Origin of the sequence: Halomicrococcus gelatinilyticus (genome assembly GCA_024227995.1) — an archaeon.
In the GTDB taxonomy this organism is placed as follows: Archaea; Halobacteriota; Halobacteria; order Halobacteriales; family Haladaptataceae; genus Halomicrococcus; species Halomicrococcus gelatinilyticus.
In genome coordinates, this window is sequence record CP100465.1 from 1,057,946 (window position 1) to 1,074,735 (window position 16,790).

The window sequence follows — 16,790 nt, forward strand, 5'->3', positions numbered from 1 at the left end:
ATTTACTTGAGTGGCACGAACTTCGAGGAGCGGGTCGCGCCGATACCCGCCTGTCCGTGCTCGACGGACGTTCGGGTCAGCTGGAACTCGCCGAGGTAGTGGCCCAGCATCTCCGGCTCGACCTTCACGCGCTCGAAGCTCTGGCCGGTGTAGACCTCGAACGTCATTCCGACGAACGACGGCAGCACCGGCATGTCGCGCAGGTGCGTCCGGATGGGGTCGTTGGCCGAACCCTCCTCGGTCGCGTCCCGGGCTTTCTCGAGCAGCTTCTCCTGCTCGACGGTCAACCCGCGTTCGATGGTTCGCCGCTGTCGGGCGGGCAGCAGTTCCGCGACTTCCTCCAGGCTCATGTCCTGCAGCTCGTCAAGGTCGTAGCCGCGGAAGGTGAACTCCCCTTCGCGGCCGGTTCGGTAGTCGCTCTCGCTCATCAGTTACCTCCCCGTCCCGTGCGCCGGGACGAGATGTCCCCGACCTTGCGTCCCGGCGGAGCGTTCCGCGAGACGGACTTCGGTCGACCGGGGTGCTGGCGGCCACCGCCACCGAACGGGTGGTCCACGGCGTTCATCGCCACGCCGCGCACGTTCGGCCACTTGGTGCCGCGCGCTTTCATCTTGTGATACTTGTTGCCGGCCTTCACCATCGGCTTCTCCGTCCGGCCGCCACCGGCGACGACGCCGATGGTGGCCTGGCAGTCGGGCGAAAGTCGCTTGACCTCGCCGCTCGGAAGCTCGACGACGGCCGCGTCGCGGTCGTGCGTGATGAGGTCCGCGCTCACGCCGGAGGCGCGCGCGAACTTCCCGCCGTCGCCGGGCTGTCGCTCGACGTTGCACACCGGGACCCCTTCGGGGATCTCGGCGAGCGGGAGCGTGTTGCCCGGCTTGATCTCGGCGGAGACGCCGATCTGGATGGTCTCGCCGACGCCCACGCCCTCGGGGGCGAGGACGAGGCGCTGGTCGCCGTCCTCGAACTCGACGGCGGCGACGGGTGCGCTCCGCGCCGGGTCGTGTTCGATGTCGACGACGGTTCCGGAGACGACGTCGTCGTCTTCGGTCGTCTTGTGGCCCAGTTCAGCCTTGTATCGGTGCGAGGGGGCGCGGAACGTCGGCGTCCCGCGACCACGTCGCTGTCCCTGGATTCTTCGTCCCATGTGTCAGAACACCCCGATTCGCGAAGCCACTTCCTGCGCGTCGTCGTCCTCCGACAGCGTCACGGTGGCTTTCTTGCGGCCGTTCATCGTGACCTGGGTGTTGATGTTGTCGACGGTGACGTCGTAGCGGGTCTCGATCTCGTCGCGGATCTCCGGCTTGTGGGCGTCGAGGTCGACGATGAACTGGAGCTTGTTGTCGAAGTCCATCTGGTTCATCGCCTTCTCGGTCACCCAGGGGAACTCGATGACGCTCATCGGTCGGCCACCTCCTCGACGGCGCTCTCGGTCCAGACGGTGAGGCGTCCGGGGTGGGTCCCCGGGGCGAGGTCCTCCGCGTTGACCTCCGCCGCGGTCGCCACGTCGGCGCCCGCGAGGTTGCGGGCTGCCTTCGAGGGACCGGCCTCGCTGCTCGTCACGAACAGGACCGAGCTCGGCGTCCGGTACTTGCGGCCGCGGGTCGTCCCGCGACCGGCTCGGATGGTCTTGTTTGCTTCGGCACGCTCGATGTCGGCGTGGAGGCCGGTCGCTTCGAGGAAGGAGACGACCTCCTTCGTCTTCACGAGGTCCTCGAACTCGTCGCTCACGACGAGCGGGAGGTCGACGTCCTCGTCGAACTGGTGGCCGCGCTCGGCGACCAGGTCGGCGTCCGTGGTCGCCGCGACGGCGCTCCGGACGGCGAGCTTGCGCTCCTTCGTGTTGATGTCGAGCGTGCGGTCTGTCTCCTCTTTCGGCGGGTGGGCCTTGCGGCCGCCGACGGTCTGGGGGACGCGTGCGCCCTGGCCGTTCGTCCGGGGGACGTGGGCCATACCGCGACCGCTCCCCGGCGACTCGGCGGACGTCCGCATCCCCGCGTAGTCGTCGGCACCGTAGTCCTGCTTGCGGTTTGCCTGCGAGGCGAGGACGGCGCGCTTGATGAGGTCCGGCCGGACGGTCGTCTCGAACGTGTCCGGCAGGTCCAGCGTGCCCGCGTCCTCACCGTCGAGGTCTCGGATGGTTGCCTGCATGGGTTATCCCTGGTTGGACTCCGTACTTACGTAGCGCACCTCAGGGTCGAGGCGCGGCTGGTCGGTCGGTCGGATGGCAGGGCGGAAGCGCACGAGGCGCTGCTGCGGTCCGGGGACCGAACCCTTCACCAGCGTGTACGGGCCGTCGACCTCGCCGTAGTTGACGAAGCCGCCGTCGACGTTGATGTCCTCGCCGTCACCGAGCGAGACGAGTCGCTTGTTCAGCTCCGTGCGCTGGTGGTAGCCGGTCTGGCCCAGCTGGGGAACCGTCGAGCGAACGCGGCTCGGGTTCCACGGGCCGAGGTTCCCGATGCGACGGCGCCATCCCTGACGGGCGTGCTTGCCCTTCCGCTTCTGGACGCCCCATCGCTTGACCGGGCCCTGCGTACCTTTACCTTTCGTGACGCCACTTACGTCGGCGTACTCGCCCGCGCGGAACACGTCGTTCATGGCGTGTTCCCCGCCGTCGCCGAGCAGCTCGAGCGCGAAGTCGACGCGCTCCTCGAGGGAGCCGCCGCCGACGCGCGTTTCCATGACGTCCGGTCGCTTCTTCGGAACGCTCTGCAGGTCGCTGGGTACGGTGTGGGTGATGACCCGGACGTCGGCCACGTCGCCTGCCTCGAGGGCCGCGCGGAGGTCGTCCTCCGCGGCGTCGGCGTCGTGGTCCTCCGGCACGTCGAGCGTGCGGTCGAGTTCCGAGTGGAACTCGTCGCCCCACACTTCCGTCAGCGGCTTCTGCCCGTACGGCGTGTCCTCGTAGGCACGAAGCGCGACGGCTCGCATCTGCGGCGTCTCGACGATGGTGACGGGAACGGTCTCCTCCATCCCCTCGCGCGGGGAGTCGGATTCGTCGTTGACCATCACCACGTGGGTCATCCCGGCCTTGTAACCCGCGAAGCCCTGGAGCGACGGCTGTCCGTCGCTGTCGGGCCACGAGTTGAAGCGCGGCACCTCACTGGTCGCGCGCTTCCGGGGGCCGTAGCCCAGCGAACCTTTGCGTGGTCTGCTTGTTTCTGGCATCGTATCACTCGCGTTTGAGGGTCAGGCAGCCGAGCACGGCGAACATCGCTTCCTCCGTTCGCACGACCTCGCTGCCCTGGTTCGGAACCGCGTTCAGCCAGAGGTCGAACCGGCCGGGTGCGCCGGATTCGACCGCGTCGGGGAGACGCTGCACGTCCACCCCGAGCATGTCCGGCAGGCCGCGACCCGGCGATCCGAAGGCGACGGTCATCCCGTCGCGGTCGGTGCGGGTGACGTGGTCCGCCAGTCGCGACACGGTGAGCGGTTCACCGTGCCGCGAGGTGGCGATACGTACGCCCGCGTCGTCGCGGTCGAGCGCTGCCGAGAGGTCCATGCGCCTCACTGTGAACCCCGGGAGGGGCTCGTCGACCAGCTTCGCACGGACCGGACTTCTCGAAGAGATCCTGACGGTAACGCGCTCTCCCTCGTCGACCGTCATTTCTGACGGAGCGACGAGCGAGATCGGGTGTTGCAGTCCGCAATTGACCCGAACGCGCCCTTCAGGTCCGACCTCGGTCACGATTCCCTGTCTTAACGACCCCGAACCCTCTGATTCGGAGCCGGTCAGCGACGTGGCGCGGAGCGGCGGCAGGATGCCCGCGTACTCCAGTTCGTCCCGCTTGCCGAATACCTCCTTTCGGAGGTAGGGCGGCGTTGCGGCGTACGTCAGTACGGTTTCGACGAACCCGCCGCCCCACCTGCGTTCGCCCTCCGGATCGGGGAAGACGAGCAGGCGGTCCGCCCGGAACACCGTCGCCGCGCGGGCGACGTAACCGATCTTGCGAGTTGCCTCGCGTTTGTCTTCGGCTTCCCGGACGAGAGACGACGGCACGAGCACGCTGACTGTCATGCCGTGACGCTTCGACGCCTCGCCACTAGACTGTGACGAAGTGTATCCCATTGACCGTTAAAAGGGTGCCGCTTCGATTACGGGACGAGAAGCGTTCACACGGCAGAATACAAAATAGTTGGCGGGTGCGTGGTAGTTTCAACCGAGGTCGCTGGGGTTTCGCAACCCTTATAGCCACACGAGCGGCTAGGGTAAGTTGCAACAGGGCGCTGGTAGTGTAGTGGTATCACGTGACCTTGCCATGGTCACAACCTGGGTTCAAATCCCAGCCAGCGCACTTCTCTCGGTCGCAAATCCGCGAGCACCGCGGAGCGTCTGCTCGCGACGCGCGACCAAGGTCGTCGTCCGTTCCCGCCGTTCCGTGACTCTGTGTACTGCGTACCCGTCAGCAGCGCCGTCAGTCGTCGTGGGTGACCGAGTGGTGCCTGCCGAGCACCTCGACGGTGGTCTTGAACAGGCCGATGAGGATGGGACCGAGGAACAGCCCCATCACGCCGAGCAGGTACGTCCCGCCCGCGACGCCGACCAGGATGACGGCGGAGTGCATCTCCGACTCGCGGTCGATCAGCAGCGCCCGCAGGTAGTCGTCCGTCACGGCGACGGACGTCATCCCCCAGACCACGACGAACGCCGCCGCCAGTACCCGGCCGTCCACGAAGAGGTAGACGACCGCGCCCCCGAGGACCGGGGCGACGCCGACGAGGGGGACGATGGCGAGCACCATCATCGCGACGGTGAGCAGGGGAGCCCGGGGAACGCCGGTGAGGAACAGGCTCACGCCAGCGACGCTCCCCTGGATGATCGCGACGAGGACGTGACCTTTGAGCACGGCCCACACCATGGCGTCCGCCGACGCGAACAGTTCGTCGCGCACGGACGCGTCGAGCGGCGTCGACTGCTTCAGCCAGGCGACGAACAGTCGGCCGTCCTTCAGCAGGTAGTACAGGACGAAGATCAACAGCAGGAACCCGATGAACGCGTGGAGGCTGGTGCGGACGACGGTCGTCGCGCTCGCCCGGACGTAGTCAGTCAGGCGGTCGACCGTCGGCTCCACCATCGGACGGACGTCCACCTCGATTCCGAGGTTCCGTTCGAGGAGACGCTCCAGCTGGTCGAGAACGCTCGCCCGGGAGACGCCCTCCAGCAGCGCGGTGCCCTCCGTCACCAGGACGTTCGCCCCGACGGTCACCGGCACGACGACCACGAGCACGACGAGCACGGAGAGCAGTCCTGCGGAGATTCGCGGACCGATCCGGTCCTCGAGCCGACTGTGGACGGGGAAGAGGACGAACGCGAGCAGTCCCGTCGCGAGCAACCACGACAGGAACGGTCGGAGGAGCAGCCAGGTGATGACCGCCAGCACGGCGACCAGGATCCACGCGAACGCCGTCCGAGCTTTCATCGCCTCTAGCCTGCGTTCGCGTGCGGGAAACCGTTGGGGGTTGACACCGTGTCGTCCGCGCCGGAGCGTCACATCAACCCGCTTGCGTAATGCATTTATACCCGCGCGTGGCAATGGTGTAATGTCGCGACAGGCGACGCGCGCTGGTAGTGTAGTGGTATCACGTGACCTTGCCATGGTCACAACCTGGGTTCAAATCCCAGCCAGCGCACTTCTCAGAAATCAACCGACGAGCGGCGCGTCTCGTCGCGCCGCGAACCGCTGATTTCTGTGAATCGGTGCTGGGATTTGAAGGAGAGAAGACGCAGCGCACGAGCGCCGCGAGTGCGACCGTCTTCGCGTGGTTCAAATCCCGCCGGACTCACCGCGTGAGTCCGGCGACCCTCGCAGACCGCCGGTCTGCTCGGTCCCAGCCAGCGCACTTCTCAGAAATCAACCGGCGAGCACTGCGTAGCGCGTGCTCGGAACGCCCCGACAGAGTTAGGCGACCGGCGGACGCGTGTCGGCCCATGACGACGATTGCACTGCTGAGCGTCGCACCGGTCGTCGAAGGGAGCATGGCCGACGAGGTGGCGAAGGCGGTCGCCGCGCTCGACGAGTTCGACGTCGCCTACGAGACGAACCCGATGGGGACCGTCGTCGAGGCCGACTCCGTGGACGAACTGTTCGCCGCGGCGCAGGCGGCCCACGAGGCGGTCGACGGGGACCGCGTGAGCACGGTGCTGAAGATCGACGACAAGCGGACGAGCGACGACCCCGCAGCTGAGAAGGTGACGGCGGTCGAAGACGCGCTCGGTCACGAGGCGAAACGCGAGCGAGAGTAGCGGTCAGTCGAAGCGCTTGCGAACGCTCTCGGCGTGGGCCTCCAGCCCCTCGGCCTCCGCGAGCGTCTCGACGGTGTCGCGGATAGCGCCGAGCGCGTCGGCGTCGAGGCGCTGGACGGTCGTCGACCGCACGAACGTGTCGACCGAGAGGCCGCCGGTGAGCTTCGCCAGACCGTTGGTGGGGAGGACGTGGTTCGTTCCGGAGGCGTAGTCGCCGGCCGCAACGGGGGTGTACGGCCCGAGGAAGACGCTGCCGGCGCTGTCGATGCGCGACAGGATTTCCTCGTCGTCGTCGGCCTGTATCGAGAGGTGCTCGGCGGCGTACTCCTCGGCGAAGAGGATGGCCTCGCTCATCGAGCGCGCGACGAACACGCCGCTGGCGTCGTTGTCGAGCGCGTCCCGGACGACGTCCTCACGTTCGCGCCCGGCGGCCTGACGTTCTATCTCGTCGGCGACGTCGTCGGCGAGCGCGGCGTCGTCGGTCACCGCGACGACCGAGGCGTTCGGGTCGTGTTCGGCCTGCGCGACCACGTCGCTGGCGACGAGCGCGGGGTCGGCCGTCGCGTCCGCGACGACGAGCACCTCGCTCGGCCCCGCGAGGAAGTCGATGGCGACGTCGCCCTGCACCTCGGCCTTCGCCGCGGTGACCCAGCGGTTGCCGGGGCCGACGACCTTCTGCACGCGGTCGACGGTCTCGGTGCCGTACGCCAGCGCGGCGACGGCCTGCGCGCCGCCGACGCTGTACACCGCGTCCGCGCCCGCGGCGTGGATGGCGGCGAGCGTGATGGGGTTCTGCTCCTCGGCGGGCGGCGTGGCGACGACGACGTCGTCGACGCCAGCCACCTTCGCGGGGACGACGCCCATCAGCGCGCTGGAGGGGTACGCCGCCGCGCCGCCGGGGACGTAGACGCCGACGCGTTCGAGCGGGCGGAACCGCCGTCCGAGTTCGCGCCCGTCGAAGTCGGCCCGCCAGTCTTCCGGGACCTGCGCCTCGTGGAACTCGCGGACGTTGTCGGCCGCGGTCTCGATGGCCTCGCGCACGTCGGCGTCGATCTCCTCGTAGGCGCGTTCGACCTCGTCCGTGATGTCGAGGTTGCCCACCTCGACGTCGTCGAACTCGCGGCAGAACTCCCGTACCGCCACGTCGCCCTCCTCGTTCACCCGGTCGACGATGTCGCGCACGTCGCTCCGCACGGCCTCGACGCCGGCGTCTCGGTCGAACAGCGCCCGCCGCGCGTCCGGCCCGAGGTCCGCGATGTCCTGCACGTTCATGTTCGCACCTGGGAGACCGAGCGGAAAACGGTTTGCGTTACTCGCCTGCCGACATCAGCGGATTTATTCGAGCGTTGTGGCAAGAGGTCGTCGTGGTCGCCGACTCGTCTCCGGGCCTGGAACCGGCCGACAGCGACGGCGCTGCGCCGGCCGAGGAGCGGCGCAGCGACGCCGACGCGACCGACGATGTGACGACCGGCGTGGCGGATGGAGCAGCGGCCGACAGCGAGACTGCCGACGCCGGCGGCGAGGGCGCGACCGACGACGAACCCGGTCGCGACCCCGTCGAGGCGCGCCTGGAGGACGCGCTGGAGCGGGTCGCCCACGGCGCGACCGTCTCCGTGCCGAGCATCCTCCTCCAGCGCGGACTGACGCTCGCGTTCACGGCCGTCCTCACCAACGGCTTCACCGCCGGTGCGTACGGCCTCTTCGCGCTGGCGCGCCGCCTCCAGCGGTTCCTCCTCCGCCTCGCACTCGGGTTCCGGAGCGGCCTGAGCCGTTTTCTCCCCAACGCGGAGTCGGCGACGGAGCGGGACGCGCTCGCGACGTTCGCGAGCCTGCTCCTGCTCGGCGTCGCGACGGCGTTCGGCGCTGCGCTGTTCGTCGCCGCGCCGCACGTGACGCGGGCGACCGGCGAGGGAGCGCGGTTCACGCTGTTCCTGCGCGTGTTCGCCGCCGGCCTGCCCGCGAGCGTCTGGCTGTTCACCGTCACCGAAATACTCCGGGGGATGGAGGAGGTCGGACCGCTCAACCTCACGATGCGCGTCGGCTTCCCCATCGCGCAACTGCTGGTCGGCGTCGGCGGCGTCCTCGTCGTCGACGACCTCGCCGTAGTCGCCGGGGGCGTCGTCGGCGTCATGGGCCTGACCGGCGTCGCGGCGGCGACCTGGCTGGTGCGCGAGCGCGGACTCCGTCCGAGACTCCGCGGGCCGGACGTCGCGCGCCTGCGGCGGCAGTACCTGGCGTTCACGCTCCCCCTGTTCGTCGGCGGCATCGCGACGACGACCCAGCGGCTGGGGTTCTACCCCCTCATCGCGCTGTTCCTCTCCAGCGTCGCCGGCGGCGTGTTCGCCGTCGGCGTCCTCCTGGGCACGCTCGTCCGGTTGCCGCTGATGGGCATCAACCAGTTCATCCCGCCGGTCGCCGCCGCGCTCCACGAGGAGGACCAGCGCGAGGCGCTGGCCCGACTCTACCACGTCACCAGCCGACTCGTCCTGGTCGGCGTGACGGGGCTCGCGATACCCGTGATCGTCTACCGCGTCGCCGTCATGCGGCTGTTCGGCCCGACGTTCGTCGAGTACGCGCCGCTGCTCCCGGGATTCATCGTGGCACAGTACGGCGCGTGCGCCGCCGGCAGCGTCGGCATCCTCCTGACGATGACGGACAACCAGCGGGCGCTGTTGATCGTCAACGTCGCCATCACCGCCTTCCTGACGGTGACCGCCGTCCCGCTGACCCTGACCTACGGCCTGCCTGGGCTGGTCGGCAGCTACCTCCTGATGCTCACCGTCAACAACGGTCTGGAGGTCGCGGTGCTGTACTACCTCGAAGGGCTCCAGCCGTTCACGCGCCTGCACGCGAAACCACTTATCGCAGGCGTGCCGCTGGCGGCGGTCGCGCTGGCTGCTCGGGCGCTGCTGCCGGGGGCGGTCGCGGCCGTGACGGGGACCGTGCTGGGACTGGCGGCGTACGCGGCGGCGCTCCGTTCGCTGGGATTCACCCGCGTCGAGCGCCGCCTCGGGGCGACGCTCGTCAGCCGCTACCGGCAGGCGTTCGCCCACAGGTGACGGCGGGGACGTTCAACGCAGCACGTCGTCGACCGGCCGCCGCGGGGTCCGCCCCGACTCCGGTTCGCCGTACCCGAGTCGGAACAGGTGCTGCGGCGACGCGTCGGAGGAGCCGAGGAGCTCCGCGAGCTTCGCCCGGTACGCCGGGCGTTCGAGCGTCTGGCTCATCGGGTGGACGGCGAGCCCCTCGTTCGTCGCCGCGAGCGCCAGTCGCTCGAACGCCCGACCGGCCTCCACCCGCGATTCGCGGTCGTCGGTCGCGGTGGAGAGCACGGCGACCGCCGGCGCGCTCCGGAGCAGCTTCGAGTTCTTCGCGCCCTCGCGGTCGCCGAGGTCCAGGTGCTCGACGGCGAGCTGGCCGACGCGCGCCACGAGCCAGTTGGCTCCCAGCGCGCCCGACCCGACCCAGTACCCCAGCTCCTCGCGGTAGTCGGGGTCCTCGAACTGCCGTCGGTCCGCCTCGGCCTGCAGCGCCGCGAGTTCCCGCCTGCGGTCGGCGTCCTCGACCAGCGTCAGCGTCACGTCTCCGTCCGACTCGGCGGCGTATCCCCGGAAGCGGTCGAGGACGGCAGCGGGAACGGGCCGGCCCTCGTCGAACAGTTCGTGGTTCGTCCGGCGCCGTCGGATGGCATCGAACAGCGCGGCGTCGCCCACCGCCGGGTCGGGCGTCGCGGCGTCGGGAGGCGTCGCGGCGTCGGTCGGACCGGGACCCTCCCGTCCGAGAGTGACCGTCGCCACGGGGTCGTCCGCCCCGTCGCCGTAGTCGACTGCGGGGTCGTAGCCGAAGTACCGCGCTGCGACCACCAGGTTCTCCAGCGCGCATCCCAGACTGAGGTGGAGTTCGCGCCCGTCCGGGTCCGCGACCGACAGCCTGCGGGACTCGTCCGCGAACAGTCGCACCGCACCGTCGCCGATCTCGAACGCCCAGGGCTGTGAGTTGTGACTCGACGGCGCCAGCGTCGCATACCGGAGCAGGAACCGCGCCCGCTCCGCGAAGTCGCCGTCTGCCGGGAACTCCCCCGCGTCGACCTCCCACGCCGCCGTCGTTCCGTGTTCACCCATGCATGGTCACCGGCTACCTATTGGGGTGCCGTGACCCTAAACTCGCCCGTCGGTCGCCGCCGTGGCGGACGCACCGCCAGCCCGGACCAGGACGAACCGTCTCCGTCGACGCGGTCAGTGGTCGTTCGAACCGGACGGCGGCGCACCGCAGGACGAGCAGGTGGCGCGGTCGCGGGGGTTCGAGCGCCGCGACGAGCCAGCCGAACGGCCCCAGGGCGGCGCTGCGAACGCCCGACCCCGTGGCCCCCATGCAGTCTTGGACGATGGTTGAACTCCGATACAATAATACCGGTCGTTTCACAATACCCGTCCAGTGCGACGGAAGAACAAACTCATCTTCGTGGGTGTCGGCATCGTCGTGCTCCTCGGCGGCCTCGGCGCGACGACGATGAGCGCCTCGACCGAGTTCGTCTCGCCGACGGAGCTCGAGGAGGGGGACTACCAGGGCGAGTGGGTGAATCTCGAAGGTGCCGTCACGAACCTCACGACGGACGACGAGCAGGCGACGTTCCACGTGGCCGACGACAACGAGTCGGTGCGCGTCACGTACGACAAGCCGCTCCCCGATACGATGCAGAACGGTCGCATCGTCGTCGCGAAGGGCGAGTACCGCGACGGGACGGTCGTGGCGAACGAGCTGTCGGTGCGCGCCCACGAGGGGGAGGAACGGCCCGACGATACATGACCGGCGAGGGGGCGACGGCAGAGACGCCCGCCATCCGGACCGCGGACCTGACGAAGGAGTACGGACAGTTCGTCTCGGTCGCGGACCTCTCGGTCGAGATAGCGCGGGGCGAGACGGTCGGACTCTTCGGTCCGAACGGCGCGGGGAAGACGACGACGCTGCGCATCCTCGCGGGCCTCGCCCGGCCGACGCGCGGCAGCGTCTTCGTCGACGGCACGGAGCTGCGACCCGACGACCAGTCGCTCCGGCGGCGCATCGGCGTCGTCACGCACGACTCGATGCTCTACGACGACCTCACCGCGCGGGAGAACCTCCGCTTCCACGCCCGACTCCACGGCCTCGACGACGTGGCCGGGCGCTGCGAGGCGGTGCTGGAGACGGTCGGCCTCGCCCGGCGCGCGAGTCGCCGGCCCGTCGAGTTCTCTCACGGGCTCACGAAGCGGCTGTCGCTCGCGCGGGCGCTGCTCCACGACCCCGACGTCCTGCTGCTCGACGAACCGTACACCGGCCTCGACCAGCGCGCGGGCGCCGACCTCGCGGCCGCGCTCGCCGACCTCGACGACAGGACCATCGTGCTGACGACCCACGACCTGGAGCGCGGGCTCCATCACTGCTCGCGGGCGCTCGTCCTCGACCAGGGGCGGCTCGAAGCCGACTTCGCGACGGCGTCGCTCGATAGCGACGAGTTCGAGGAGCGCTACCGGGAGGCCATCGGACTCGAACCGACAGAGATGGCGGTCGGAGAGACATGAAGGGATTCCTCGCCGCGGTGTACCACGTCGTGCGGAAGGACCTGCTGGTCGAGGCGCGGACGAAGCAGGTGACGACGACCGCGGCGGTGTTCGCGCTGCTTGTCGTGCTCGCGTTCGCGTTCAGCTTCGTCCAGACGTTCGCCGACCCGCAGCTCGTCGGTCGGGGCGCGCTCTGGATCGCGTTCGTGTTCGCCGGGACGTCCGGCGTCACGAAGACGGTCGGCATCGAGTCGCAAAACGCCGCCCTCGACGGCCTGCTGCTCGCGCCCGTCGACCGGTCGGCCATCTACGTCGGGAAGGTGCTCAGCACGGCGCTGTTCGTCGTCGTCGTCGACCTCGTCACCCTGGTCGCCGCCGTCGTCTTCCTCGGCTACTCGCCCGGGGCGGCGACGCTGCCGCTGGTGGGCGTACTCGTCGTCGCGGCGTTCGGGTTCGCGGCCGTCGCGGTCGTCGTCTCGACGCTCACCCACCGCTCGGCGCTCGACGAACTCGTCATGCCGGTGCTGCTCGTCCCGCTCGTCGTCCCCGTCCTGCTCGCCGGCATCGAGCTGACCGACGCGCTCGCGGCGGGCCGGCCGACGGGGACGTGGCTGCGACTGCTCTGTGCCTACTGCGGCGTGCTCTTTCTCGCCGGCATCGCCACCTTCGACTACGTCGTCGAGGAGTGAGAAGTGAGGAGAGTCAGCGGACGCGGTACGCGACGAACCCGACCGCAACGACGGCGGCGATGCCGCCGAACAGGGGAAGGGCGGGGAACGCCGGCATCGAGTTGCTGCTGGCCGACGCCTGACCGACGTCCTGGCTCTGGCCCGCCGACCCGGTCGACGACGGGAGCGTGAGCCGGACGGTGTCGTTTGCGGCCAGCGGATCGGCGTTCGTCAGGATGGGCACCGGGGCGTCACCGGTCTCGAGGTTCGCCGAGTGGTTCACGTTCGGGAGCTGGTACCCCTGGAACGTGACCGCTATCTTGTCCGTGTCGTGGGCGAACTGCTTCTCCAGGGTCCGCCCGCGGAGCTCGTAGGCGACGCCCACGCGCGCCGAGGAGTTTGCGGGGACCGTGACGTTCACCGCGACCCCGCGAGCGGTCTCGCGGTAGGCCGTCTGCTCCTGCTGGAACATCGCCGCGTAGGGTCGCGCGGCGTCGGGCATGCGGACGGCGAACGTCCCGACGTACGGCCGGTCGCCGGTGTTGCGGACCGTGAGCGCCTCGACGACCTGCGGCGACCCCGAGGCGTTCGCGGGCGCGGACACCCGCACCACGTGGCTCGCCGGGGTGCCGCCGGAGACGCTCAGCACCGACCCGTCGTCGGTCGGCGGCGGCGTCTCGACCGTCACCGAGGCGTTCCCCTCGGCCGGCACGGTCTCCAGGTAGGGAGCGCCGTCCACGGTGGCCTGGACGCGGTAGGTGTGGTTCGGCTGGAGCGGCCCGAACGCGAAGCTCCCGTCGGAGTCGGTCCGGGCGCGGTCGACCGAGAATCCTTCCTCGCTCACGAGTTCGACGGTGGCCCCCGTCCGTGGCTCGCCCGACGGGGCGACGACGCGGCCGGAGAGCGACCGGCCGAGCTGTATCGACGTCGTCGTCTCGTTCTGGAGGACGGCGGAGTGGACCGCGCCGTCGTGGACGACCTCGACGAGGTACACCGGGGCGTCGCGCACGTCGACCGAGAAGCGGTCACCGTCGACGGTGGTCCTGACGGGGTCGTCCATCTTCCGGAAGTCCTGGGTCATCGGCGTGACGGTGACGTTCGCGCCGTCCGCGGTGCCGTCGGCGACCGTGACCGTGCCGGAGACCGCGGTGGCTGCGCCGACGGTGGCGGCGAGGGCGATGCTGGCGAAGACGAGTCCGACGACGAGTGTGGTTTTGCGTAGCATGTCGTGTATCAGTCCGCTGTTTCGGCCGCTGTGTTCGGCGTGCGTTCCGCCTCGTCGGTCGTCGTCCGCGCCCGGACGCCGTGCGCCGGGTCGTAGAGGAAGACGAGCGCCATCCCCGCGAGCAACAGCAGGAGGCTGAGCCGCATGACCGTCATCATGGGGATGCGCTTGACCGTTATCGACGCCGTCCCGTCGCTGACGCCCACGATGACGTAGGTGTCGGAGACGAGGCCGCGCTCGATGACGACGTCGCGGACCTGCATGCCGCCCTGTTCGACGTACCGGCGCTGGCCGGCGACGCCGCTCGCCACCGTCTCACCGTCGCGGTACACGTCGAGCGAGACGCCCTTCGCGACGACCCTGGTCGGGACGACGTCGTCCGGCGGCGACTGTGCCGGCCCGACCATCGACGGTCGGGTGAGCACGACGACGTCGGCGTTCCGCACGAATTCCCACATGAGCCGCCCCTTGGCGACGATGCGCTGGCCCTCCTGGACCTGCGCGGTGGTGCCGTTGCCGGTGATGCCGACCCAGACGCTGGACTGGTCCAGTTGCACGACGGTGGCCTGCGACCCCTGCCGGACGTCGGTCACGGTGCCGGTGACCGTCTGGGCGGTCCCGTTGAGCGACTGTCCCTTCGAGATGACCTTGCGGGGCGAGAGCGCGTACGAGTCGACCGGCGGGTTCCGCGGGAACTCCGAACTGGAGTAGCCGAGCACCCGGACGGAGTAGTCGGTGCCAGCGACCGGCTGGCGGGTGGAGTCGACCGAACCGCTGTCGACGCCGGTCGCCATGACCGACGCCTGGCCGGCGAAGAGGTACATGAGCGGGAGCGAGAGGACGAGCAGCGCCACGCCGACGTGGATGCTGGTGATGCCGACCTCCTTGAGCTTCGCGTTCCGGCCGGCGACCGCCGGGATGCGGACGGACGCCCGCTTCAGCATGCTGAGGAGGACGTACGACACCGGCGGCACGACCGAGAGCACGCTCACGCTGCCGATGGCCTCGTAGAACAGCGAGTCGTTCTGGGTCGACGCGGCGAGGCGCCACGTCTCCGACGGCGCGACGAACGCGGCGACAGCGGTCGCGGCCGCGAAGACCCCCAGGCCGACGAGGCTGCGCCGCTTGCCCTCGACGTCGAAGTCCATGTAGAACCCGAGCAGGAGCAGGGCGGCGACGACGAGCGGGTAGCTCCAGAGGTTGTAGTACTGCGCCTCGACGGAGACCTCGATGCCCGTGACGGCGCTCCGGAGGACGGGGAAGGTCAGCCCCCACAGCGAGACGAAGGTGAGGAGGCCGAGCAGGAGGACGGCACCGTGCAGCAGCGTCGACCGCGTGATCCAGTCCGCGTCGGCGTCGCGTCCCGTCCCGTCGCGCGCGAGCCAGTAACCGAAGGGGACGCCGACGCCGAGGACTGCGGTGACCCCCATCAGCACGAGCAGCGAGACGCCGATGCCGCCGGAGGCGAACGAGTGGATGCTCCGGAAGACGCCGCTGCGGACGACCGACGTGGTGTAGACCGCCAGCGCGAACGTCGTCGCGGTCATCGCGGGCGCGAGGACGGTGTACTCGCCGTCGGGGCGGTACCGCGTCACCGCGTGCATCGTCGCCGTCAGGAACAGCCACGGGACGAGGATGGCGGTCTCGACCGGGTCCCACGCCCAGATGCCGCCCCACCCGAGGACGGTGTACGACCAGAGACCGCCCAGCGCGACCGCGGCGGTGAGGAACAGCCAGCTCAGGCGCAGCCAGCGCGTGACGCTCCCGATCCACGACGCGAAGAGACCGCCGTTGCCGCGCAGCAGCGAGACGAAGTGGGCGGCCCCGATGGCGAACGGCATCGTGAGCAGGGCGTAGGACGCGAACATCACCGGCGGGTGGATGGCCATGTACGGGTCGACGAGCAGCGGGTTGAGGCCCTGGCCGCTCGTCGGGACGTACCCGGACGGCGCGTTGGGGAACTCGCTCGCGGTCGGGGTGAAGGGGCTCTTGAGGAGGAGCATCCCGGCGAAGTACGCGACGGTGCCGACCGTGAACGCGTGGACGAGTTTCGTGTCGCGGCCGTCCATCCCGCGGTACAGCGCCGCAGCGAACGCGACGAACGAGACGATGGTCGCCCACAGGAGGATGGACCCCTCGTTGCCCGCGTACACGCCCGTGACACGGTACAGCAGCGGGAGGTAGTCCGCCGTGTTGTGCCAGACGTAGGCGTTGGAGTAGTCGGTCGAGACGAACTGGTAGGTGAGATGGAGGAGGGCGCTGAACAGCAGGACGAACGCGCCGCCGAGCAGCAGCGTCACGTAGTCGGCGTAGCGGTCGTCGTCGACGACGTACCCGCGGACGAGGACGCCCAGCGCGGCGACGAGCACGACGAACGCCAGCGCCAGCAGGATTGTGCCAGGCGTCATCGGCTCTCACTCCCGTTGTACTGGCGGTCCGCGCTGTCGAGGTAGGAGAGGAAGTCCTGCTTCGGGGCGTACCCCGAGATGCGTGTCAGCTCCTCGCCGTCGGGCGTGATTATCACGTGCTGGGGCGGGTAGTTGACGTTGTACTGCTGTTTCAGGCGGCTGGCCTCGGTCCCGTCGTCGTCGAGGTTGACCGCCACGAGGACGAAGTCGTCGAGGCGCGACTGGACCGTCGGGTCGGAGTAGACCTTCCGGTTGTAGTCCTCGCAGTAGGTGCACCACGTCGTCCAGAAGTAGACGACGACGGGCCTGTCCTGCTCGGCCGCCACCTGCTTGGCCTCGGAAACGTCCGTTCGCCACTCGGTGTCGCCGTGGTAGGAGTAGTCGTCGTCGCTCATCACCGGCGCCGCGTGCATCGAGAGGTACCCGATTCCCAGAACGAGGGTGAGGAAGGCGAGAGTCGACGCCTTCCGCGGGGTTATGGGCATGGCTCCGAGTATACGACTACCGCCGCAAAAATGTACTGTCTTGGCATTACTTGTAACTCGTGGCAGTCACGACTCTCCAGCGACGTCCGGTTCGAACACGGACCGTCTCTAACCAGCGTGACGGCTCGTCGCGTTTCGTGGCAGTCCGACGATATTACTCGCGAATCGAGTGGGAAATCTTTAACACAGTTGTGTATGTACCGTCCACTATCGTTTCGGA

Annotated in this window: 17 protein-coding genes and 2 tRNA genes; 7 read left to right on the forward strand and 12 right to left on the reverse strand. The window is 69.3% G+C overall.

The genetic code is table 11. The annotated features are described in order from the left end of the window. Positions 1–2: 2 nt before the first annotated feature. Genes NKT36_RS05680 through NKT36_RS05705 form a run of 6 tightly spaced genes read right to left on the reverse strand, consistent with a single transcriptional unit; the run spans position 3 to position 4,021 of the window. Entirely contained in the window at positions 3–428 is a 426-nt protein-coding gene (locus tag NKT36_RS05680; protein WP_327052987.1) for a 30S ribosomal protein S19, read from the reverse strand. Continuing rightward, positions 428–1,147: a 50S ribosomal protein L2 gene (locus tag NKT36_RS05685; protein WP_327052988.1), complete on the reverse strand. Its 720-nt coding sequence runs from the start codon at positions 1,145–1,147 to the stop codon at positions 428–430. The genes NKT36_RS05680 and NKT36_RS05685 overlap by 1 nt, the downstream gene beginning before the upstream one ends. Before the next feature lie 3 nt (positions 1,148–1,150). Beyond that, positions 1,151–1,402 carry a 50S ribosomal protein L23 gene (locus NKT36_RS05690; RefSeq protein WP_327052989.1) on the reverse strand — a complete coding sequence of 84 codons (252 nt, stop codon included), beginning with the start codon at positions 1,400–1,402 and terminating at the stop codon, positions 1,151–1,153. Continuing rightward, positions 1,399–2,151, reverse strand: coding sequence for a 50S ribosomal protein L4 (gene rpl4p, locus NKT36_RS05695; RefSeq protein WP_327052990.1), 753 nt, complete (start codon positions 2,149–2,151; stop codon positions 1,399–1,401). Before rpl4p ends, NKT36_RS05690 begins: the two co-directional genes overlap by 4 nt. Positions 2,152–2,154: 3 nt before the next feature. After that, entirely contained in the window at positions 2,155–3,171 is a 1,017-nt protein-coding gene (locus NKT36_RS05700) for a 50S ribosomal protein L3 (RefSeq protein ID WP_327052991.1), read from the reverse strand. Positions 3,172–3,175: 4 nt separating this feature from the next. Next, on the reverse strand, positions 3,176–4,021 hold the full coding sequence (locus NKT36_RS05705; protein ID WP_327052992.1) for an RNA methyltransferase: 846 nt from the start codon (positions 4,019–4,021) through the stop codon (positions 3,176–3,178). A gap of 206 nt (positions 4,022–4,227) precedes the next feature. Here NKT36_RS05705 and NKT36_RS05710 point away from each other — a divergent pair. Further along, positions 4,228–4,298 (forward strand) — tRNA-Gly (locus tag NKT36_RS05710). A 120-nt stretch (positions 4,299–4,418) separates the two neighbouring features. Here the strand turns inward: NKT36_RS05710 and NKT36_RS05715 are convergent. After that, positions 4,419–5,423 (reverse strand): AI-2E family transporter, encoded by a 1,005-nt coding sequence (locus NKT36_RS05715; protein WP_327052993.1) that lies wholly within the window; start codon positions 5,421–5,423, stop codon positions 4,419–4,421. 140 nt (positions 5,424–5,563) lie between these two features. On the opposite strand from NKT36_RS05715, the gene NKT36_RS05720 reads away from it, so the two are divergent. Beyond that, a tRNA-Gly gene (locus NKT36_RS05720) sits at positions 5,564–5,634 on the forward strand. A gap of 298 nt (positions 5,635–5,932) precedes the next feature. Beyond that, complete coding sequence (locus tag NKT36_RS05725) at positions 5,933–6,247, forward strand: MTH1187 family thiamine-binding protein (protein WP_327052994.1); 315 nt, start codon at positions 5,933–5,935, stop codon at positions 6,245–6,247. 3 nt (positions 6,248–6,250) lie between these two features. Here NKT36_RS05725 and hisD read toward each other — a convergent pair whose 3' ends face one another. Continuing rightward, positions 6,251–7,519, reverse strand: coding sequence for a histidinol dehydrogenase (gene hisD, locus NKT36_RS05730; RefSeq protein ID WP_327052995.1), 1,269 nt, complete (start codon positions 7,517–7,519; stop codon positions 6,251–6,253). Positions 7,520–7,611: 92 nt separating this feature from the next. On the opposite strand from hisD, the gene NKT36_RS05735 reads away from it, so the two are divergent. Beyond that, complete coding sequence (locus tag NKT36_RS05735; protein WP_327052996.1) at positions 7,612–9,306, forward strand: lipopolysaccharide biosynthesis protein; 1,695 nt, start codon at positions 7,612–7,614, stop codon at positions 9,304–9,306. A 12-nt stretch (positions 9,307–9,318) separates the two neighbouring features. On the opposite strand, the gene NKT36_RS05740 is transcribed toward NKT36_RS05735, so the two are convergent. Continuing rightward, complete coding sequence (locus NKT36_RS05740; RefSeq protein ID WP_327052997.1) at positions 9,319–10,368, reverse strand: Acg family FMN-binding oxidoreductase; 1,050 nt, start codon at positions 10,366–10,368, stop codon at positions 9,319–9,321. Positions 10,369–10,681: 313 nt separating this feature from the next. Here NKT36_RS05740 and NKT36_RS05745 point away from each other — a divergent pair, with 313 nt between their 5' ends. Genes NKT36_RS05745 through NKT36_RS05755 form a run of 3 tightly spaced genes read left to right on the forward strand, consistent with a single transcriptional unit; the run spans position 10,682 to position 12,473 of the window. After that, on the forward strand, positions 10,682–11,053 hold the full coding sequence (locus tag NKT36_RS05745) for a cytochrome c maturation protein CcmE domain-containing protein (protein WP_327052998.1): 372 nt from the start codon (positions 10,682–10,684) through the stop codon (positions 11,051–11,053). Beyond that, positions 11,050–11,805 carry an ABC transporter ATP-binding protein gene (locus NKT36_RS05750; protein WP_327052999.1) on the forward strand — a complete coding sequence of 252 codons (756 nt, stop codon included), beginning with the start codon at positions 11,050–11,052 and terminating at the stop codon, positions 11,803–11,805. The genes NKT36_RS05745 and NKT36_RS05750 overlap by 4 nt, the downstream gene beginning before the upstream one ends. Beyond that, complete coding sequence (locus NKT36_RS05755; protein WP_327053000.1) at positions 11,802–12,473, forward strand: heme exporter protein CcmB; 672 nt, start codon at positions 11,802–11,804, stop codon at positions 12,471–12,473. Before NKT36_RS05750 ends, NKT36_RS05755 begins: the two co-directional genes overlap by 4 nt. 13 nt (positions 12,474–12,486) lie before the next feature. On the opposite strand, the gene NKT36_RS05760 is transcribed toward NKT36_RS05755, so the two are convergent. Genes NKT36_RS05760 through NKT36_RS05770 form a run of 3 tightly spaced genes read right to left on the reverse strand, consistent with a single transcriptional unit; the run spans position 12,487 to position 16,564 of the window. Continuing rightward, positions 12,487–13,677 (reverse strand): carboxypeptidase-like regulatory domain-containing protein, encoded by a 1,191-nt coding sequence (locus NKT36_RS05760; RefSeq protein ID WP_327053001.1) that lies wholly within the window; start codon positions 13,675–13,677, stop codon positions 12,487–12,489. 8 nt (positions 13,678–13,685) lie between these two features. Continuing rightward, positions 13,686–16,085, reverse strand: a complete 2,400-nt coding sequence (gene ccsA, locus NKT36_RS05765; RefSeq protein WP_327053002.1) for a cytochrome c biogenesis protein CcsA — start codon at positions 16,083–16,085, stop codon at positions 13,686–13,688. Beyond that, a complete protein-coding gene (locus tag NKT36_RS05770) occupies positions 16,082–16,564 on the reverse strand; it encodes a thioredoxin family protein (RefSeq protein ID WP_407652233.1) in 483 nt (160 codons plus the stop codon). The genes ccsA and NKT36_RS05770 overlap by 4 nt, the downstream gene beginning before the upstream one ends. Between the last annotated feature and the right edge of the window lie 226 nt (positions 16,565–16,790).